Here is an 18,733-nt window from a genome sequence, read left to right as displayed (position 1 = left end):
TTTTTTTGTGCATCTGCCAAATGTCGTGGAGGCGTCACGGCCTCGCCTCGCGTGCCCTGCATGTCCTCCTCAGATACTGTGGCAATCAGTTCAGGGGCATTCCAATGTTGCAATGCCCTGGCTGCTGACTGGTCAACCCGGCTGCGTAGAGATTCCCCCAGCATAGTAAAAAGCCCCATGCACGAGATGCGTGGGGCTTTTTACTATGCTGGGGCCAGTAAAGAATTATGACCGGTAGTCCGAGTTGAGCGTCACATATTCGTGCCCAAGATCCGAAGCCTGGAGGGTATAGGAGCCGGGACCGTCGCCCAGGGATATTTCCACGGGGATGTCCTTGGCCTTGAGGCGTTCGGCCAGGAGGTCTTCTTTATCGTCGTTAACGGGGCGTCCCTGGCGGAAGCGTTCCACACCGCAGAGCGTCAGGCCCACCTGAGTGGGGTCAAAGGACGCGCCGCTGTAGCCCACGGCAGTGACAATGCGGCCCCAATTGGCGTCGCCTCCGTAAATGGCGGTTTTGACCAGTTGGGAATGCCCCACGCTGCGGGCCACCAGGGCGGCGTCGGCCTCGCTGGCCGCGCCGGTGACGGTAATGTGGATGACCTTGCTGGCGCCTTCGCCGTCCATGACCAGCATGTGGGAAACCGTGCCGAGAATGGCGGTGAGGGCCTCCTCCAGTTGGGCCAGGTCGCGGGCGGAGCGGACGGCCACGCCGGAGGCCCCGTTGGCCAGGCCCAGAATGGTGTCGTTGGTGGAGGTGTCGCCGTCCACGCTTACGCGGTTGAAAGTCTGTTCCACGGCGCGGTGGAACATGGCCTGCCAGGGTCCGCGCTCCACATCCGCGTCAGTGAGGGCCACGCAGAGCATGGTGGCCATGTTGGGGCAGATCATGCCCGCGCCCTTGGCCATGACGGTGAGGCGCACCGTGCCGCCTTCCATCTGGAGTTCGCGGCTGGAAAATTTGGGAAAGGCGTCCGTGGTCATGAAGGCGCGGGTAAAGCCTTCGGCATCGCGGCTGCCCAGGCTTTTGACCAGGAGGGGAACGGCGTCGAGCCAGAGGTCCATTTTGAGGTGCGCGCCCACGACGCCGGTGGAAAGGGGCAGGATTTCTTCCACCTTAAGGCCCGTAAGCCCGGCCACCATAGCTTGGGTGGCACGGCAGTTGGCCAGGCCTTCTTCGCCGGTGCAGGCGTTGGCCTGCCCGGAGTTGGCCAGCACGGCGCGGGCCGTGCCGCCTTGGGCCAGAATTTCCTGGCAGACCAGCACAGGGGCGGCCTTGAAGACGTTTTGGGTAAACATGCCCGCCAGGGCGGCGGGGCGGTCAGACACGATGAGGCCCAGATCGTCGCGGTTCTGGGCCTTGAATCCGGCAGCCGCGGCGCCGGCCTTGAAGCCTTTGGGCAGATCGTCCTGCATGGCCGTCTCCTGTATCTGGCGGCGGGCAGCGGGCGATGTCGGCGCGGCATGCTCCGGATGCGGCCCCCAGGGGGAAGAAAAGTTTGAGAGAAGGGGTATGGATAGGGGGGACTTTTTTGCAAAAGCCCCCCCCGTATCGTTCAATCAGCCTAATGCCGCGTTGCCGTTAGGCGGTGCGGTTTTTCTGGATTTCGTCGGCTAGGGCCTGGGGCACGCGTTCATAGTGGTCAAACTGCATGGTGAAGGTGGCGCGGCCCTGGGTGCGGGAGCGCAGATCCGTGGCGTAGCCGAACATGGAAGCCAGGGGCACCTGCGCGCGAATGCTCTGCGCGCCGCCGGCGCGGGCTTCCATATTCTGGACGCGGCCGCGGCGGCCGTTGAGGTCGCCCATGACGTCGCCCAGGTATTCCTCAGGGGTGACCACTTCCACGTCCATGATGGGCTCCAGCAGCACGGGGCCGGCTTTTTTCATGGCGTCCTTGATGGCCATGGAACCGGCCACATAGAAGGCCTGCTCGGAGGAGTCCACCTCGTGGTAGGAGCCGAAGACCAGGTTGACCTTCACATCCACCACGGGGAAGCCCGCCAGCACGCCGGACTTGAGGGCGTCCCGCATGCCTTTGTCCACAGCCGGGATGTATTCTTTGGGAATGACGCCGCCGGAGATGGAGTTTACGAATTCGTAGCCCTTGGTGGGGTTGGGCTCCACCTCAATGACCACATGGCCGTACTGGCCGCGGCCACCCGACTGCTTGGCGTACTTGAGGTCGGTCTTGGAGGGCTTGGAGATGGTCTCGCGGTAGGCCACCTGGGGCTTGCCCACATTGGCGTTGACGTTGAACTCGCGGGTGAGGCGGTCCACGATGATTTCCAGGTGCAGTTCGCCCATGCCGGCGATGAGGGTCTGGTTGGTTTCCTCGTCGCCCTTGACGCGGAAGGAGGGATCTTCCTTGGCCAGCTTGTTGAGCGCGGCGGAAAGGGCGTCGCGGTCGGCCTTGGTTTTGGGCTCAATGGCCACTTCAATGACCGGTTCGGGGATGTTCAGCGATTCCAGAATAACGGGGCGCTTTTCATCACAGAGGGTGTCGCCGGTGGAGACGTTTTTGAGACCCACCAGGGCCACAATATCGCCGGCGCCGGCCCACTTGATGTCCTCGCGCTTGTTGGCGTGCATCTTGAGGATGCGGCCGATGCGCTCCCGCTTGCCGGTATTGGCGTTGTACACGGTCATGCCCGATTCCAGAAAGCCGGAATAGATGCGGAAGAAGGAAAGGTGGCCGATGAAGGGGTCGGAAAAGAGCTTGAAAAGCAAACCGGCCAGGGGTTCCTTGTCGTCGCAGTGGCATTCGATGAGCTGGTCTTCCTTGTCGGGCACATGGCCGGTCATGGGCGGAATATCCACGGGCGAGGGCAGATAGTCCACCACGGAATCCAGCAGGGGCTGTACGCCCATGTTGCGGAAGGCCGAACCGCAAAGCACGGGCACAATGTTGCGCGCCACAGTGGCTTTGCGGATGCAGGAGACGATTTCTTCTTCCGTAAGGGTTTCGCCGCTGAGGTACTTATCCAGCAGCACTTCGTCCTCTTCGGCCACGGCTTCCAGCATTTCGTGGTGCTTTTCGTCAAACAGGTCCTTCATGTCGGCGGGGATGTCTTCCACGCTGAACTGCGCACCCTTGGTGGTTTTGTCAAAGCGGATGGCATGGCCGCGCACCAGGTCCACCACGCCTTCAAATTTGTCTTCAGAGCCGATGGGCAGCTGCAGGGGCACGGCCTTGGCGCCCAGGCGGTCGTGGATCATCTGCACGCAACGGAAGAAATCGGCGCCGATGCGGTCCATCTTGTTGACAAAGCAGATGCGGGGCACATGGTAGCGGTCGGCCTGACGCCACACGGTTTCAGACTGCGGCTCCACGCCTGCCACGGCGTCAAAGACGCAGACGGCGCCGTCCAGGACGCGCAGGGAGCGCTCCACCTCAATGGTGAAGTCCACGTGTCCGGGGGTGTCGATGATGTTGATGCGGCAGTCTTTCCAGAAGCAGGTGGTGGCGGCGGAAGTAATGGTGATGCCGCGCTCCTGTTCCTGCTCCATCCAGTCCATGGTGGATGCGCCGTCGTGCGTTTCGCCGATCTTGTGGTTGACGCCGGTGTAAAAAAGGATGCGCTCGGTGGTCGTGGTTTTGCCGGCGTCAATATGGGCCATAATGCCGATATTGCGCTGTTTGTCTACAGGAACAGTGCGGGACACGGTGTTTCCTCCATACTGCGGATGCGGTGAGGTCCAAAACCGACGCCGCTTCCTTGCGGATGCGGCGTCGGACGGGATCTGCGGACGAGTTGGCGGGCCTCCTACCAGCGGTAGTGAGAGAAGGCCTTGTTGGCGTCGGCCATGCGGTGGGTGTCTTCACGCTTTTTCACCGCGCCGCCGCGGCCGTTATAAGCATCCAGCAGCTCGGCGGAGAGCTTGGCGGTCATGCCTTTTTCACCGCGCGAACGGGCGTAGTTGATGAGCCAGCGGATGGACAAAGAGATCTGGCGTTCCGGGCGCACTTCCATGGGCACCTGGTAGGTGGCGCCGCCCACGCGGCGGGCCTTCACTTCCATGTGGGGCTTTACGTTGTCCAGGGCCTTTTCAAAGGCGCGCATGGGGTCTTCACCGGTCTTTTCGGCCAGATGCTCCAGCGAGCTGTAGAAAATCTTTTCAGCGGCGCCCTTTTTGCCGCTGTACATGAGCCGGTTCACAAATTTGGTGACCATACGGCTGGAATACAGCGGATCGGGCAGCACTTCCCTCTTGGGAACAGGACCTTTACGGGGCATGGGGTTTCTCCTTCATGCTTGGCTGCGGCGTCACCAACCCCGCGCCGCGCCGGCGCGCCGCTTTCGCGGGCTGCCAGGCGCGCCGCATGGCGCACGCCGGATAAAATGCACTACTTGGGCCGTTTGGCGCCGTACTTGGAACGACTCTTGCGACGATCCGCCACACCGGAGGTGTCCAGGGTGCCGCGCACAATGTGGTAACGCACGCCGGGCAAGTCTTTGACACGGCCGCCGCGGATGATAACCACGGAGTGTTCCTGCAGGTTATGGCCTTCGCCGGGGATGTAGGCCGTCACTTCAATGCCGTTGGTCAGGCGCACACGGGCGACCTTACGCAGGGCCGAGTTAGGCTTTTTAGGGGTGGTGGTGTACACGCGGGTGCACACGCCGCGGCGCTGCGGGCAGGCCTGCAGGGCCGGGGTCTTTCTGTGCTTGACCACCGCCTTCCGCTCAATGCGGATAAGCTGGTTAATAGTGGGCATGCTTCCCTCCATGGGAATGGTTTGAGCGTATGATAACGCCTTTAAGAGGACAGGACATAGCCTGTCGCGCCGTCGCTGTCAATGGCAATTGTGCGCGACAGGGGCGGGATTCCGGCTTCAACGACAAATTTTGTCAGCGATTTTTTACAGATCTGTTTCAGCGCGGCACCGAAGCCGAAAAAAAATTGATGACCAGCACGCCCGCGATGATCAGCCCCAGGCCCAGGCAGGCGGCCAGGTCGAGCTTTTGACCAAACAGAAAAAGCCCCACCAGAGAAACCAGCACAATGCCCACGCCGCTCCAGATGCCATAAGAAATGCCCATGGGCACCACCTTGAGCACCTGCGCCAGCAGCCAGAGCGAGGCCGTATAGCCCAGCCCAGCGGCCAGGGTAGGGAGCAGGCGGGTCATGCCGGCGGACTGCTTGAGGCAGGCTGTGGCGGCCACTTCCAGAAGAATGGCCGCGCCCAGTTGGCAATAGGCGGTGACGGCGGGGCTCATACGACGGCTTCTTTGGGGACGGTCCGTTTTCGTTCAGGGCAGACCTGGCGCGCCCCCTGCGGGAAAAAATTTTTTGAAGCATGGAGCGTGGGAGGAAGGAAACGTCTGTTCGCCACAGGTTCCTTCCCCCCACAAGAACCTTTTCCCTAGCCTTCGGCCAGGGCTTCGGCAAAGCGGGCGCGCAGGGCCTGCATCTTGCTTTTGGCGTCCAGCAGGCGGTCGGCGTTCTGGCGTTCCCGTTCCACCACGGCGGCGGGGGCGCGGCTGACGAAACTTTCGTTGCTCAATTTTTTGTTGGTGGTTACCAGATCTTTTTCCAGCTTGGCCAGTTCTTTGTCCAGTCGGGCCAGTTCGCCGTTGAGGTCCACCGCGCCTTTAAGGGGCACGATGACCTGGCAGCCTTCCACCACGGCCGAGGCCGAGGCTTTGGGGGCGTGGGCGGCGGCGTCCACGGTAAGGCCTTCCAGCCGGGCCAGGGTCAGCAGACATTGGCGGTTGTTTTCCAGCAGTGCGGCCTGGGCGGCGTCCACGGGGTGAAGCAGCAGGCTGACCTTGTGGCCGGGGCTGATGCCCAGCTCTGCCTTGATGGTGCGCACGGCGACAATAATGCTCTGGAGGCATTCCATGCGCCGGGCTTCGTCGGGCCGCAGACAGGCAGGTCTGGGGGCGGGCCAGAGCTCTGTGGCCAGATCCGTGGCGCTTTGCCCCAGGGGCTGGGGCAGGGCCGTCCAGATTTCGGCGGTCACAAAAGGCATGATGGGGTGCAGCAGCACCAGAATTTCGCGCAGGGCGAGCCAGAGCACATATTGGGCATGGGCCTTGCGCGCCGCGTCTTCGCTCTGCATATCCGGTTTGATGAGTTCCAGATACCAGTCGCAGAATTCGTTCCACAGGAATTTGTAGCCCAGTTGTGCGGCGTCGTTGAAGCGATATTCCGCAAAGGCCCGGTCCATTTCGTCTTTGACGGTCTCCAGACGGTGGAGCAACCACTGGTGGTGCAGGCCCGGCACGCTTTCCGGGGCCACGGGAGCCGGGGCGGTTTCCGGCAGATTCATGAGGGCGAAGCGGGCCGCATTCCAGAGTTTGTTGACAAAGTGGCGGTAGCCTTCAATGCGTTCTTCGGCGAGGCGGATATCCCGTCCCATGGCCGCAAAGGCCGTGAGGGTGAAGCGCAGGGCGTCGCAGCCGTATTTGTCGATCATCTCCAGAGGATTAATGACGTTGCCCGTGGATTTGGACATTTTGCGGCCTGTGGCGTCGCGCACCAGGGCGTGCAGGTAGACGTGGGCAAAGGGCGGTTTGCCCATGAAGTGGAGGCCCATCATCATCATGCGGGCCACCCAGAAGAAGAGGATGTCGAAACCCGTGACCAGTACGGACGTGGGGTACCAGCGCTGCAGTTCTTTGGTGTCCTGCGGCCAGCCCATAGTAGAAAAGGGCCAGAGCGCGGAGGAGAACCAGGTGTCCAGCACGTCTTCTTCCTGGCTCAGATTGGTTGCGCCGCATTTGGGGCAGATGGAGGGGGCTTCTTCGGCCACCACCAGCTCGCCGCAGGCGTCACAGGTCCAGGCCGGGATGCGGTGTCCCCACCAGATCTGACGGCTGATGCACCAGTCGCGGATGTTGTCCAGCCAGTGGTAGTAAGTCTTAAGCCAGGTTTCGGGGAAAATCTGCGTGAGCTCCGGCACGGCCTTGCGGGCGGCCGGGGCCAGTTTGGTGGCGGCCACGAACCATTGCCTGGAAACGTGCGGCTCCACCACTGTATGGCAACGGTAGCAGTGGCCCACGGCGTGCTCCAGCTCCTCCACGCCTTCCAGCTGCCCGGCGGCTTCTATGTCGGCCACGATATTTTCGCGGCATTGGGCCTTGGTCAGCCCGGCATAGGGGCCGGCTTCGGCCTTCATGACGCCGTTTTCGTCAATAACCTGCAGAAAGTCCAGGTTGTGGGTCTTGCCCAGCATCCAGTCGTTGTGGTCATGGCAGGGTGTCACTTTGAGCGCACCGGTGCCGAACTCCCGGTCCACATAGGCATCGGCGATGATGGGGATCGCGCGCCCCAGCACGGGCACCAGGGCTGTTTTGCCCACCAGCCCGGCGTAGCGTTCGTCCTCGGGGTGGACGCAGATGGCTGTGTCGCCGGGGATGGTTTCCGGCCTGGTGGTGGCGATGGTTATAGCGCCGGAGCCGTCCGCCAGGCGGTAGCGCACCTTCCAGAGCTTGCCGCGCTCCTGTTCGTGCTCCACCTCGTCGTCGGCCAGGGCCGTGTGGCAGCGGGAGCACCAATTGATAATGTAGTCGCCCCGGTAGATGAGCCCTTCGTTGTACAATTGCACAAAGACCTTGCGCACGGCGGCGGAAAGGCCTTCGTCCATGGTAAAGCGCAGGCGCGTCCAGTCCACGGAAGCACCCATGGCGCTGATTTGCTCCAGGATGCGGTGGCCGTAGTCGGCCCGCCAGGCCCAGACGCGCTCCACAAAGGCTTCCCGCCCCAGATCCTGGCGGGTTTTACCTTCTTTAGCCAAGGCGCGCTCCACCACGTTTTGTGTGGCAATGCCCGCGTGGTCCGTGCCCGGCACCCAGAGCACGTTTTTGCCCTTTTGCCGGGCGTGACGGCAGAGCACGTCAATGAGCGTGAGGTTGAGGGCGTGGCCCATGTGCAGCGCGCCCGTGACGTTGGGCGGCGGAATGACGATGGAGTACGCCTCGCCCGGCGCGTCGGGGTCGGGCGTAAAGGTTTTGTTTTCTTCCCAGTGTTTGCGCCACCGGGCTTCCACGCCGTGGGGCTCGTAGCCCTTGGGGAGCGTATCCGCCATCTTGCATTCTCCGTAAAAGGCGGCAATAGTGTGGCAATGCCAGCCGTTGCACCGATTCATATTTTGTGGGACAGCGCCCACATCTGGGGGCTCATGGCCTGGCGCGCTGTGCGCGCCCTGGGCCTGCCCTGCCGCCTGGTCAAGGGACAAGAAATAGCCGAAGGCGCGTTTTTACGCAAGCCGGGGCCCGGCGAGGCTGCCTTGCTGCTGGTTCCCGGCGGCAACGCCCGGCTCAAGGCCCAGGCCCTGGGGCCGGACGGACTGGAGACCGTGCGCCGCTGGGTGGCCCAGGGCGGGCGCTATCTGGGTTTTTGCGGCGGGGCCGGGCTGGCCCTGCGCCACGAGAACGCCGCTGCCGGCCTGAACCTCTGCCCCTGGATGCGTGCTGCCTACCCGCAGCGTTTGCACCACCTTATTTCCGGGCATGTACGGGTACGCCTGCGGGCGGACGACCCCCGCGTGCCACCGGAGCTGACGGCCGGTCAGGCGGTAGATGCCGCCCTGCCAGTGTGGTGGCCGGGGCGGTTTGCGCCGGAGGCGGGGGAAGACGTGCGCGTGCTGGCGGCCTACGACGCGCCGGGCGAAGACTTCTGGCTGGCGGATCTGCCTTTGCGACGTATTCCGGCGCAGGTTTTTGAAACTTGGCAGGCGCTGTACGGGGTCAATCTTTCAGCGGATTTTCTGGCAGGGCAACCGTTGGTGGTGGGCGGCGCGTATGGTGCGGGCGGCTACATTCTAAGCTATTCGCACCTGGAAACGCCGCGCAGCCCGGCGGCCAACGCCTGGCTGGCGCATTTGCTGCGTATGGCGGGTTACGCCCCGCAAAAGGCCTTGGTGCCCCTGTGGCAGCTGCGCGCGCCCTGCGCGGCCTGGCCGGCGGAAAGCGGCGCGCCCTTGTTGCGTGCCCTGAACCATGTGCGCGGCCTGCTGGACCTGGCCGTAGAACACCATCTGTTTTTCGCCCGCACCCACTGGCTGTGGGGTTGGCGAGCCGGACAGCCGGGCGCGGCCTGCAACAACTTGCACGCGGCCCTGTGCACGGCCGCGGGCCTGCCGCCTTCGGCGGCGGCGCTGGCTTACTGGCGCGAGGTCGGGCCGCGTTTTACCGCGCTGGAAGACCTTTTTACCGCCGGAGCTGAAGGCTATTTTCTGGCCTGCCGTCTGGCCGACACCCTGGCCTCCACCCTGCCCGAAGCCGTGGGCAGACGCGGACTGGAGCACCAGCGCGAGGCGCTTTTCGGCCACCCCATGAACGGCGGCGGTCTGTTGGAAGAGTTGCTGACCATAGCCGAAGAGCTGACGTATCTTTCGCAGGGCGGCATTCCCTGTGGCATATAATTATCCGGGGCGGCGAGGCGCGCGCAGCCTCGCCCTTGGCCCTCTACACAAATACAAACAGATGCAGTTGTTGGAGGCGAACGCCGTTCGCGCCCCATTCTCCTGGGGCAGGGGGACCAGCCCCCCGCCCGTTGCGCAAGCGGCTACACACTCAACCCCATCTTGATGACGGACTGCATGCCACCGGAGGCGTTCACCAGTTCCTTCACGCCGCTGCGGGCGAGGATGAGCAGGCTGTCGTAGGCGCGCAGGCCCGTGTTGCAGATAATGGCCACGGGGCGGTCTTTGGGCACCTCATTGGCGCGGGCGGCGATTTCCTCCAGAGGGATGGCGTGCCAATCGGGGTGTTTTTCCTGCACGGCGCGACCGGCGGCTGCCGGGCGGGCGTCAATGAAGAAGACGTTGTTCTTATCTCGATTTTTCCAAAGCTCCATGAAGGTGTCACCCGTGATGGGCGTAAAGCGGCCGTCCAGGGCGTTGTCCGCCACGTTGGCCACGGCGTTGACCACGTCCATGGCCGAGGCAAAGGGCGGGGCGTAGGCCACTTCCAGGTTGGAGATGTCATCCACTGTGGGCTTGCTGTACTGCAGGGCGGCGGCCACGGCGTCGATGCGGGCCTTGAGGGAATCGGGGTCGGCGCAGGCCCCCTGCAGGCCCAGCACGCGGCGGGAGGGCTTATCCACCACCAGTTCCAGGGTCATCATGGATTTTTCAGGGTAGAAGTGGGCGTGATCCAGCTGCTCCACGCCCACACTCAGAGCGTCGTAGCCTTCTTTGCGGGCGCGCTCCACGGTAAGGCCCACGCCGCAGAAGGCCATGTCAAAGAGTTTGACGGCCCAGGAGCCCACATAGCCGGGGAAGGTGGCGTCGCCGCCGGCCAGATTGGTGCCGATGACGCGGCCCTGACGGTTGGCCATGCTGCCCAGGGGCAGGTAGCCGGGTTTGCCGGTGATGATGTTTTTGATGCAAACGCAGTCGCCGCCCGCGTAGATGGCGGGGTCGGAAGTGCGCATGTGTTCGTCCACCACAATTGCGCCGAAGGGGGCTACTTCCAGCCCGGCTTCTTTGGCCAGGCCGCCGTTGGGGGTGAACCCGGCGGCAAAGATGACCATTTGGGCCGGAATGCGGCGCTTGTCCGTGACTACGGCGCTCACCGCGCCGTCCGTGCCTTCGATTCTGAGCACTTTTTCGGACACATGGACGTCCACCTTGTGGGCCTGGCAGTCGTGCGCGGCCATGAGGGCCAGAGAGTGCGAGAGCACGCCGGGCAGGATCTGGTCCATCATTTCCACCACGCTGACCTTCACGCCCCACATGTCGGCCAGGGCCACGGCGGCCTCCAGCCCGATAAAGCCGCCGCCCACGATGACGGCCTCGGTCACCTTGCCTTCCTGGCAGGCGGCGCGGATGGCCCCGGCGGCCTCCAGACGGGTGAGGGAGAGGACGTTTTTGAGGTCCTTGCCTTCCACGGGAGGCATGCGCGGGCTGGCGCCCGTGGCCAGCACCAGTTTGTCGTAGGGCAGCTTTTCTTCCTTGCCCGAGTTCAGATCCTTGACCAGCAGGGTCTTGGCTGCGCGGTCAATGGCCAGGGCGCGGGTGCGGGTACGTACGTTGAGGCCCTTCATGGCCTGGAAAAAGGCCGGGTCGCGTACGGTGTGGTAGGGAGTGGAGCGCAGATCGTCCAGATTTTGGATTTCACCGGAAACGTAATAAGGGATGCCGCAGCCCCCGTAAGAAATCAGTTCGTTTTCGTCCACCAGGGTGATCTGGGCGTCGGGCATGAGCCGTTTGCAACGGCAGGCCGCCTTGGGCCCCAGGGCCACGCCGCCCACAACAAGAATCTTTTCGGACATAGGTGCGCTCCTTGGGTTGGGGTTGAGGTGATTATGAGCAAATGAGCATTACCATCCTCTATAATGCGCATTTCCCGCCGCAGGGCAAGGGGGCGGCGGGGAGTTTCCGGCCCGGAAAACAAAAAAGTATCATTGCCTGCGCGGACGGCTTCAGCGCCCCCGGTAGCGCCGCTGGTCGCCTACGCGCACAGTGATGTGGGCGTTGTCCATGTATTCCAGCAGGGCGATGAGGTACTTGCGCGAAAGCCCGGTGATTTCCTTGAGTCCGGCCACGTCCAGGTTGTCGTGGTCGGCAAACCACTGCCGCACGCGCTCCAGGATGTCCGTCAGGGCCGGGCCGTGGTAGTAGAGCCCTTCCTTGATTTTGACCAGTTCGCCGCTTTCGCAGAGCAGCCGCAGCACGGGCGCGGCCGCCTTGGGGGCCACGCCGAGCTCTTCCAGCACGTCCTTGAGGTTGGGCGGGGTCAGGCCGCCGTCGGCGTGGGCCGCAAGCAGGGCCGCGCGCAGGCCTGCCTGGTCCGCCGCCAGACTGACTTCGTGCCCGGCCAGGCGCAGGCCCTCGCCCTCAATGGCCAGTTCGCCCTGTTTGATGGCCTGGTCCAGGATTTTTTGGGTCAGACGTGGGGCCAGCCGGGCGCTCCAGCCCGTGCAGAGCGCGCCGCGGGTGAAGGCTGGCTTGAGCGGTTCTTTGCGGTGCAGATCCGCACCGCGCTGCAGGCAGGCGGCCAGCAAGGCGTCGAAGGCCGGGCGGCCGATCCAGGCGTGGGCGTCCTTGTCAAAGCACAGGGCCTGCCCGCGTGCGGCCAGCAGTTGCAGGCCCGCTTCCTGCACGTTGCGGGGCAGGCCGCTGAGCACGCGCAGCAGGGCTTCATCCGCGCCCGTTGCGCCGCGCAGGTCCAGCAGGGCGGCTGAAAAGGCGGCGCAGGCCGCGTCGCGGGCCTTGGCCGTGCCCTTAGGCGTTGCGGCGGCCTTGCCGTCGCCCTTGGGGGCGGCGGGCGCGTCCACGGCTTCGCGCAGAGCGGGCAGGGCGGCCAGCAGGCGCAGATTTTCCGCAAAACGGGGGTTGTTGCGGCGCAGCTCCGGCGGCAGGGGGCTCACCAGCGGACCGCCCGCCACGGTGCGCAGGGGCGAACCCGCGCGCAGTACGCAGTGGTCGCCAAAGACACCCGCCAACGGTTCTTTGAAGCGCAGTTCGGCCAGGGCCGTTTCGCCCGGGGCCAGTTTGTCCCTATCCCGAAACACCACGCGGGCCGGACACTCGCGCGTGCCGTGGTGGAAGTGGATTTCTACCCGCTGGCGCAGGGCGCGCGGGGCGGAGGCCAGGCAGGTGAGGCGCACCATCCAGCGCGAGGAGGGAAACAGCTCGCCGGGCCGGGCCAGCACAAAGCCGCGTTCGATATCCGCCACTTCCAGCCCTTGCACATTGACCGCGCAGCGCTGTCCGGCGGCCACGTCCTGCGCGGGCTTGCCGTGGCGCTGCAGGCTGCGCGCGCGGGTGGGCAGGTCCGGCGGCATGAAGCACAAGGCTTCGCCCACAGCACAGCGGCCGGAAATGACCGTGCCCGTGACCACCGTGCCGTGTCCCTTCATGCTGAAGGCGCGGTCTACGGGCAGGCGAAAGATATCGCTGCGGGGCCGAGGCGCAAGGCTCCCGGCCAGGGCGGTCAGGGCCGCCCGCAGGGCTTCCAGGCCTTCTCCCGTGGCCGAAGAAACGGGAAAGACGGGCGCGTCCGCCAGAAAGGTGCCCGCCAGAAAAGCGCGCACGTCTTCTGTAACCATGTCCAGCCAGTCCGGCTCCACCATGTCGGTCTTGGTCAGGGCCACCAGTCCCGTGCGGATGCCCAGCAGAGAGCAGATTTCTAGATGTTCGCGGGTCTGCGGCATGACGCCTTCATCCGCCGCAATGACCAGCATGACCATGTCCACGCCCGCGGCCCCGGCCACCATGTTTTTGACAAAGCGTTCGTGACCGGGCACGTCCACAATGCCCAGACGTTCGCCGTCCGGCAGGTCCAGCCAGGCAAAGCCCAGCTCAATGGTGATGCCCCGGCGTTTTTCCTCTTCCAGGCGGTCGCAGTCCTGTCCCGTGAGAGCGCGCACCAGCGAGGTCTTGCCGTGGTCGATATGCCCGGCCGTACCCAGTACTACTGCCATGAAAAAACCTCATTCCGGAGAGGCTGCTGCAGGAAGGGACCGCAAGGCCTGCCTGCTTTGCGCCTTTCCGTTTTTCTTTTCTGTAAACTGCGCTGGGCTGCGGCAAGAGAAACGTCCGGCAGCCCGTGGCCGGTACAACCGCGTCCCTGCACCGGGCCTGCGGCTCAGATTTTTACGGCGGAGGGCGAAGCCAGTCGGGCCAGGGCCTCCTGGGCCAGTTGGGTGACGCTTGCCTCGTAGACGTCGTTGCCGTCGAAAAGCTGGCAGACTTCCGTGTGCCCGGCCAGGGCCAGGGTGCGCAGGGCCGGGGCGTCCATAAGGTCCGGCGGCAGCTGGGCCAGGGCCCAGGCGGCCATGCCCCGGCAGACCACGTCCTGGTCGGCGAGGCCTTTGCGCAGCCAGGGCCGGGCCGTGAGACAGAGGTCCGGACGGGCCTGGGCCAGCCGGCCGATGGCCCAGTAACAGGAACGGCGCAGCACATCGTGGTCGCAAAAGTTGTCGTCGTGGCCCAGGTCGATGATGTAGGTGAGGAGAATTTTGTGGAAGTCTTTGGCCAGGGGGGCGCTGGCGGCCAGGATTTCGCCGAAGGCTTCGGGAATGCCCCAGCCGATGTTGCCCGATTCCTCATTGAGGTGCCACATGAGGCGGCGGATGATATTGCGCGCGGCTTCGGGCTGGCTGACGGCCAGGCGGGCGGTGACCTGCCCCAGGGCCACGGCGGCGCGGTGCATGGTCTGCGGGCCCAGGAGCAGGAAGGAAAACAGCGGCCCCACATTTTCCATGCCGCCCTGGCTGATGGCGTCCAGATGGTCGCGCCAGTGCGGGCCGGTGAGGCTTTCTTTGAGTTTCAGTTTGGCGGAGCGCATGCGGGGCATGGCTGTCCCTCCGGTAGAGGTGATGACTACTGCCCGTATAGTGACCGCTTTTGCGCCCTCTGGCAAGGCGGGCCCGCCGTTCACAGAGTGCAGAAGAACATGACCCAGAAGGGTACGCTCATGTCCAGAAGCATGGCGTGGATGATGGAGACGAACATCCAGTCCTTGCCGGAGTAGCGCACAATGACGGGCAGGGTGGTATCCATGGTGGAAGCCCCGCCGCAGGTGATGGGCGCCAGCGGCCCCCAGAGGCGTACCAGCAGCGGCGTGCAGAGCAGGGTGAAGAGCTCGCGGGCAATGTTGCTGACTAGCGCGATGGTGCCCAGCTCCGGTCCCTTATATTGGGTGATGAAGATGGAGGAGAGGGAATAATAGGCAAAGCCCGCGCCCACGGCCATGCACTCCGTAACGCTGTAGACCAGGACCAGACTGGCCAGGGCCGTGCCCGCAAAGGTGCCCACGGTGGTGGCCAGGGGCAGGAGCAGCACACGGGGGCGCAGGGTGCGCAGAATTTCGCCCAGCCGCCGGTCCGCGCCGATGGAAAGCCCCACCAGAAACATGAGCAGCCAGAGCACGTAGAGGGTCAGGTCGTGTTCCAGCAGCCAGGAGGGCGCCAGCCCCAGACGCGCCAACAGCACGCCCGTCGCGAAAAACGCCACTATGTACATACTGCCTTGCATGGGGATACGCCAGGCCGGCGCTCAGACCTGGGAGGGCGCGCCGTCTGTTTGCGGGAGAGCCTTCTGCGCGTCGTCCGGTTGCTGGTTCAGGGCCAAAAATTCGTGTTCATCAGGGTCGTAGTACTGCATGGCCCCCGATTCGATATGGTAGAGCCAGCCGTGGACGTGCAGGCTGCCCTCCCGCACCTTGGCGCGCACGCAGGGGTAGGTCATGAGGTTTTCGATCTGGAAGACAATGGAGAGCTTTTCCGTCAGGCGCAGCAGGCGGTCTGGTTCCGCATCCTTGCCCAGGGCCAGCATGGCCATTTCCCTGGCCTTTTTCCCCAGCGAGAGCCATTTGCGGGTATGGATCAGGTCGTCGCCTTCGTCCTTGCCCGTAAACAGGGCTGCAATGGCCCCGCAGTGGGTGTGGCCGCAGATAATGACCTCGGCAACGTTCAGAGCCGTGACCGCGTATTCAATGCCCGCCGCCGTGGCGTGGTAGTCTTCGTCCGGCTTGTAGGGGGCCACGAAGTTGCCCACGTTGCGCAGCACAAAGAGCTGGCCTGGGGGCGCATTGGTGATGAGCGAAGGGATGACCCGCGAATCGGCGCAGCCGATGAACAGCGCTCTGGGGTGCTGGCCGTGGGCCACCAGGTCCAGCAGCTGCGATTCGTGCTTTCTGAAGTAATTGCGCTGGAAAAAGGCATTGCCCTGAAGCAGATGTTCAACGGTCTTCATGTGCGTCCTTTTTGCTGCGGCCCTGGCCTGACGGCGCGCCGGAACCGCGGCGGAAAACGCGGCTGACCAGCAGGGTGCAGGCCAGAGATCCGGCCAGCCCCGCCAGGGTGAGGGTAAGGGCCGCGCCGCCCAGACGGGGCAGGGCTTCCATGAGGGCGGCGTTGCCGCCCACGGCCATGCCCAGGCCCAGCAGGAGGAGCATGATTACCGGAGTGATGCCGCGCGTCAACCGTCCAGGCCAGGGGCTGCGGCGCAGCAGGTAGCCCACGGCCATGCCGAGGAAGGTCAGGCCCAGTGCGATGAACATACAGCACTTTCCTTTATCGACAGTTTTTTATTATCCCGCGTGGCTGCGCTGTTACCGCAGCACAGGTACAAAAGCCTGCCGCAGAAAAGCCAGCATGGAGGCGTAGCGCTGTTCCTGCGCCAGCAGATTTTCCACATCCCAGAGAACCCAGACCAGCTGCCCCCTGTGGCGCAGCTGCTGTAAAGGCCGCAGCCCGCCGGGCAGGCCCGCGGCCTGTCCCGCCACGGAGCCAAGCACCACCACGCCGCGGGCGCGGAGCTGCCGTGCGCCGGACCAGAAGACGTCGGGCGCGGGGGCATAGGCCGGGGCGGGAGGCGTTTTTTCCAGCGCGCCGAGCGCAGTGTCCTCCGGCACGGGGGGCAGGGCGTCCGGATCCGGCGGCAGGCATACGGGCCAAAAGGTATGGGTGCCCGCCGGGTGGCCCAGGTCGTGCAGCAGGCGCTGCAAAAAGGCGCGGCGCTGGGCGCGGCCGGGGGTGGCGGGGTCGCGGATGTCCGGGCCCAGGCTCCAGTAGGTCCAGACAATATGGCCGGGCCGGGTCTGGCCGAGCAGGTCGCGCCAGGGAGCGGGCCAGACGTGGGGGGGCAAGGGCCGCCAGGGGGCGTCGACCGCGCTTGCGGGAGCCGGGACGGCTTCAGAAGGAAAAGCGTGGACCGCGGCCCGTTGCTGCGGGCGTGTTGCTGCGGGCCTGTCCCGGTCGGATGGGCCCGTTGCGGCCGAGCGGACGGGGCGCGGCGGGTTCTGGCGGCGCTGGTTCGGGGCCGCAAGGTCGCGAGCGGGAACGGCCTGTGCCGCCGCTGTGGCCGTGGGCGGCGTGGGGGCAAAGGCGTCGAAGCCCGGAGGCATGAGCAGGCAGGTCAGGCCGCGTTGCCGCCAGAGGGCCGCCAGGGGGTTCAGAGCCGCAAAAGCCATGTGCAGAGATCCCAGGCCGCGTCGGCCTTGCTTTGGTTGGGCCAGATTTCTTCCCGTCCGGTTGCGTCCGCCACGGCCAGGCTGTTGGTGGGCGCGGCAAAGCCGCTGTCCGCGCTGTTGACGCGGTTGGCGGCCAGGAGGTCGGCGTTTTTGCGGGCCAGCTTGGCCCGGGCCAGGGGCAGCAGGGCGGCCATGTCCGGCGCGGTTTCGGCGGCAAAGCCCAGCACTTTCTGGTGGGGCGCGCGGGCGGTGGCCAGGGTCTGCAGAATATCGGGATTGGGGGTGAAGTCCACGCTGAAGCCCTGGGGCGCAGCAGCTTTTTTAAACTTGTGCGGCCCCAGTGGTTTGGGCGAAAAGTCCGCCACAGCGGCAGTGAATATGCCCATGTCCATGCCTGGCCACAGTGCCGCGGCCACGGCGTGCATTTCGCGAGCGTTGGTCACGTCGCGGCGGTCGAGATCGCGCGGCAGGGCATAACTCACGCCCGGACCGCACACGGCCGTAACAGCGGCCCCGCGCAGCCAGGCGCACACGGCCAGGGCCGCGCCCATGAGCCCGGTGGAGGGGTTGGACCAGTAGCGCACGCCGTCCCAGGCTTCGCGGGTGGGGCCCAGGGTGACCAGCACTTTTTTGCCCGCCATGTCCTGTGGGGCCAGGGCGCGCAGCCCGGCCAGAAAAATGTCCGTCAGAGGGGCCAGGCGGCCTTCGCCCTGGTCGCCGCAGGCTGTGCCGCCGCAGCCGGGTCGGACAATCTGCGCCCCGCGTTCCTGCAGCAGGGCCGCATTGGCCTGGGTGGCCGGGTGCGCCCACATGCGCGGGTTCATGGCCGGGGCCAGCACCAGGGGGCCGTCAAAGGCCAGGGCCTGGGCGGCCAGCATGTCGTTTGCCGCGCCGTGGGCCAGCCGGGCAAGGGCGTCCGCCGAGGCCGGGGCCACCACCAGGGCATGGGCGTGCTGGCCCGGCTCCAGATGGGCGAAGACGTCTTCACCGGGGGTGAACATGTCCGTATAGACCGGCGCAGCCCCCAGAGCGGCAAAGAGCAGCGGCGTGACGAACTGCCGCGCGCCGGGCGTGAGGGTTACGGAAACGTGCAGATCCAGGGCGCGCCAGGCCCGCAGCAGGTCCGCGGCCCGGCAGCAGGCCACAGAGCCGCAGACGCCCAGGTGCAGGCGCTTGTTGACCAGGCGGGTGAGCTGGTCCACGGGGGTGTGCAGCGCGCTCACAGGTTGCGTTCCTCCAGCCCGCCGGAGCCGCTGTTGCCGCCGCCCCAGGTGCGCACCGTGGCGCCGGGCTTGGGCGTGGTGTCCATGCCGCCCGCACCGGGGGGGTAGCTGCCGGCGTCCTCTGCGGCGGGGTTGGAAGCGCCCGCTTCGGGCGCGGCCGGGGCGGGCAGGGCAGCGCCGTCGGGCAGGCGGGCTCCGGTCCAGATTTCCAGCACGGTGCCCAGGGTTTCGCGGTGCAGGGTGAGCACGGCCAGGCTCTGGCCCCGCTCGTAGACGTAGACCGCGCGGCCGCTTTTGCGCAGGGCCAGGCGCAGTTGCCAGCCTTGTCCCTGTAGGCCGGTGTACATGATCTGGGCGGCAAAGCCCGGGTCCGCGTCGCCGCGCAGCACTTCCAGGCCCTCGCTGCCGGCGGTTCCGGCGGTTTCATAGCCGTGGGAGGTGAAGCGCTGCATGCCCGCGGGCGTGGGCACGCCCAGCAGACGGCTGGTGCTCACGTCCGCGCCGCCGGTGAGGGGGTCGTTGGAAAAAGGATTGCGCAGGCCGTCGGCGCAGCCCGAAACCAGGCCGAGGGCGCAACACAGCGTGAGGATGACAAGCGGGCGCGGCATGGCTATACTCCTTCCCTCCCAAGAGCATTTCAC

The 18,733-nt window shown here is 65.3% G+C and carries 16 protein-coding genes; 1 reads left to right on the top strand and 15 read right to left on the bottom strand.

The genetic code is table 11. The features are described from left to right. Positions 1-225 precede the first annotated feature (225 nt). From argJ to J7I12_RS07095, 6 genes are all read right to left on the bottom strand, one after another. A complete protein-coding gene (gene argJ / locus J7I12_RS07120; RefSeq protein ID WP_118230260.1) occupies positions 226-1,413 on the bottom strand; it encodes a bifunctional glutamate N-acetyltransferase/amino-acid acetyltransferase ArgJ in 1,188 nt (395 codons plus the stop codon). Between the two features lie 166 nt (positions 1,414-1,579). After that, a complete protein-coding gene (gene fusA, locus J7I12_RS07115; protein ID WP_118230261.1) occupies positions 1,580-3,661 on the bottom strand; it encodes an elongation factor G in 2,082 nt (693 codons plus the stop codon). Positions 3,662-3,762: 101 nt separating this feature from the next. Then, positions 3,763-4,233 carry a 30S ribosomal protein S7 gene (gene rpsG, locus J7I12_RS07110; protein WP_118230262.1) on the bottom strand — a complete coding sequence of 157 codons (471 nt, stop codon included), beginning with the start codon at positions 4,231-4,233 and terminating at the stop codon, positions 3,763-3,765. 110 nt (positions 4,234-4,343) lie between these two features. Continuing rightward, complete coding sequence (gene rpsL / locus J7I12_RS07105) at positions 4,344-4,715, bottom strand: 30S ribosomal protein S12 (protein WP_118230263.1); 372 nt, start codon at positions 4,713-4,715, stop codon at positions 4,344-4,346. A gap of 157 nt (positions 4,716-4,872) precedes the next feature. Further along, entirely contained in the window at positions 4,873-5,217 is a 345-nt protein-coding gene (locus tag J7I12_RS07100) for an SMR family transporter (RefSeq protein WP_118230264.1), read from the bottom strand. 146 nt (positions 5,218-5,363) lie between these two features. After that, the gene (locus tag J7I12_RS07095) at positions 5,364-8,030 is read right to left on the bottom strand and encodes a valine--tRNA ligase (protein WP_118230265.1); all 2,667 of its coding nucleotides are present in this window, start codon (positions 8,028-8,030) and stop codon (positions 5,364-5,366) included. Positions 8,031-8,066: 36 nt separating this feature from the next. Here J7I12_RS07095 and J7I12_RS07090 point away from each other — a divergent pair, with 36 nt between their 5' ends. Further along, entirely contained in the window at positions 8,067-9,368 is a 1,302-nt protein-coding gene (locus tag J7I12_RS07090; RefSeq protein WP_303193067.1) for a BPL-N domain-containing protein, read from the top strand. Positions 9,369-9,511: 143 nt separating this feature from the next. Here J7I12_RS07090 and J7I12_RS07085 read toward each other — a convergent pair whose 3' ends face one another. From J7I12_RS07085 to J7I12_RS07045, 9 genes are all read right to left on the bottom strand, one after another. Next, complete coding sequence (locus J7I12_RS07085) at positions 9,512-11,221, bottom strand: FAD-dependent oxidoreductase (protein ID WP_302548643.1); 1,710 nt, start codon at positions 11,219-11,221, stop codon at positions 9,512-9,514. A gap of 150 nt (positions 11,222-11,371) precedes the next feature. Continuing rightward, a complete protein-coding gene (selB, locus tag J7I12_RS07080; RefSeq protein ID WP_302548642.1) occupies positions 11,372-13,375 on the bottom strand; it encodes a selenocysteine-specific translation elongation factor in 2,004 nt (667 codons plus the stop codon). A 164-nt stretch (positions 13,376-13,539) separates the two neighbouring features. Next, entirely contained in the window at positions 13,540-14,250 is a 711-nt protein-coding gene (locus tag J7I12_RS07075; RefSeq protein WP_118230269.1) for a DVU0298 family protein, read from the bottom strand. A gap of 80 nt (positions 14,251-14,330) precedes the next feature. Beyond that, positions 14,331-14,918 carry a LysO family transporter gene (locus J7I12_RS07070; RefSeq protein ID WP_242621161.1) on the bottom strand — a complete coding sequence of 196 codons (588 nt, stop codon included), beginning with the start codon at positions 14,916-14,918 and terminating at the stop codon, positions 14,331-14,333. A 33-nt stretch (positions 14,919-14,951) separates the two neighbouring features. Continuing rightward, entirely contained in the window at positions 14,952-15,650 is a 699-nt protein-coding gene (locus J7I12_RS07065; RefSeq protein WP_130957769.1) for a carbonic anhydrase, read from the bottom strand. Continuing rightward, on the bottom strand, positions 15,637-15,957 hold the full coding sequence (locus tag J7I12_RS07060) for a LysO family transporter (RefSeq protein WP_118230272.1): 321 nt from the start codon (positions 15,955-15,957) through the stop codon (positions 15,637-15,639). Before J7I12_RS07060 ends, J7I12_RS07065 begins: the two co-directional genes overlap by 14 nt. Before the next feature lie 51 nt (positions 15,958-16,008). Continuing rightward, a complete protein-coding gene (locus J7I12_RS07055; RefSeq protein ID WP_302548641.1) occupies positions 16,009-16,869 on the bottom strand; it encodes a hypothetical protein in 861 nt (286 codons plus the stop codon). After that, on the bottom strand, positions 16,851-18,092 hold the full coding sequence (coaBC, locus tag J7I12_RS07050; protein ID WP_242621160.1) for a bifunctional phosphopantothenoylcysteine decarboxylase/phosphopantothenate--cysteine ligase CoaBC: 1,242 nt from the start codon (positions 18,090-18,092) through the stop codon (positions 16,851-16,853). Before coaBC ends, J7I12_RS07055 begins: the two co-directional genes overlap by 19 nt. Further along, a complete protein-coding gene (locus J7I12_RS07045) occupies positions 18,089-18,700 on the bottom strand; it encodes a hypothetical protein (protein ID WP_302148887.1) in 612 nt (203 codons plus the stop codon). The genes coaBC and J7I12_RS07045 overlap by 4 nt, the downstream gene beginning before the upstream one ends. Positions 18,701-18,733: the final 33 nt, after the last annotated feature.

Origin of the sequence: Desulfovibrio diazotrophicus (genome assembly GCF_902498985.2) — a bacterium.
Lineage (GTDB): Bacteria > Desulfobacterota > Desulfovibrionia > Desulfovibrionales > Desulfovibrionaceae > Desulfovibrio > Desulfovibrio legallii.
The sequence above is the reverse complement of the archived record's forward strand: the minus strand, read 5'-3'. Positions and strand labels throughout refer to the sequence as shown.

What these genes read in the sequence shown, in the direction of transcription:
- argJ (WP_118230260.1), bottom strand. Translation starts at nt 1,413, where the DNA reads ATGCAGGACGATCTGCCCAAAGGCTTCAAGGCCGGCGCCGCGGCTGCC.
- rpsG (WP_118230262.1), bottom strand. Translation starts at nt 4,233, where the DNA reads ATGCCCCGTAAAGGTCCTGTTCCCAAGAGGGAAGTGCTGCCCGATCCG.
- rpsL (WP_118230263.1), bottom strand. Translation starts at nt 4,715, where the DNA reads ATGCCCACTATTAACCAGCTTATCCGCATTGAGCGGAAGGCGGTGGTC.
- J7I12_RS07100 (WP_118230264.1), bottom strand. Translation starts at nt 5,217, where the DNA reads ATGAGCCCCGCCGTCACCGCCTATTGCCAACTGGGCGCGGCCATTCTT.
- J7I12_RS07095 (WP_118230265.1), bottom strand. Translation starts at nt 8,030, where the DNA reads ATGGCGGATACGCTCCCCAAGGGCTACGAGCCCCACGGCGTGGAAGCC.
- J7I12_RS07090 (WP_303193067.1), top strand. Translation starts at nt 8,067, where the DNA reads ATGCCAGCCGTTGCACCGATTCATATTTTGTGGGACAGCGCCCACATC.
- J7I12_RS07085 (WP_302548643.1), bottom strand. Translation starts at nt 11,221, where the DNA reads ATGTCCGAAAAGATTCTTGTTGTGGGCGGCGTGGCCCTGGGGCCCAAG.
- selB (WP_302548642.1), bottom strand. Translation starts at nt 13,375, where the DNA reads ATGGCAGTAGTACTGGGTACGGCCGGGCATATCGACCACGGCAAGACC.
- J7I12_RS07075 (WP_118230269.1), bottom strand. Translation starts at nt 14,250, where the DNA reads ATGCCCCGCATGCGCTCCGCCAAACTGAAACTCAAAGAAAGCCTCACC.
- J7I12_RS07070 (WP_242621161.1), bottom strand. Translation starts at nt 14,918, where the DNA reads ATGTACATAGTGGCGTTTTTCGCGACGGGCGTGCTGTTGGCGCGTCTG.
- J7I12_RS07065 (WP_130957769.1), bottom strand. Translation starts at nt 15,650, where the DNA reads ATGAAGACCGTTGAACATCTGCTTCAGGGCAATGCCTTTTTCCAGCGC.
- J7I12_RS07060 (WP_118230272.1), bottom strand. Translation starts at nt 15,957, where the DNA reads ATGTTCATCGCACTGGGCCTGACCTTCCTCGGCATGGCCGTGGGCTAC.
- J7I12_RS07055 (WP_302548641.1), bottom strand. Translation starts at nt 16,869, where the DNA reads ATGGCTTTTGCGGCTCTGAACCCCCTGGCGGCCCTCTGGCGGCAACGC.
- J7I12_RS07045 (WP_302148887.1), bottom strand. Translation starts at nt 18,700, where the DNA reads ATGCCGCGCCCGCTTGTCATCCTCACGCTGTGTTGCGCCCTCGGCCTG.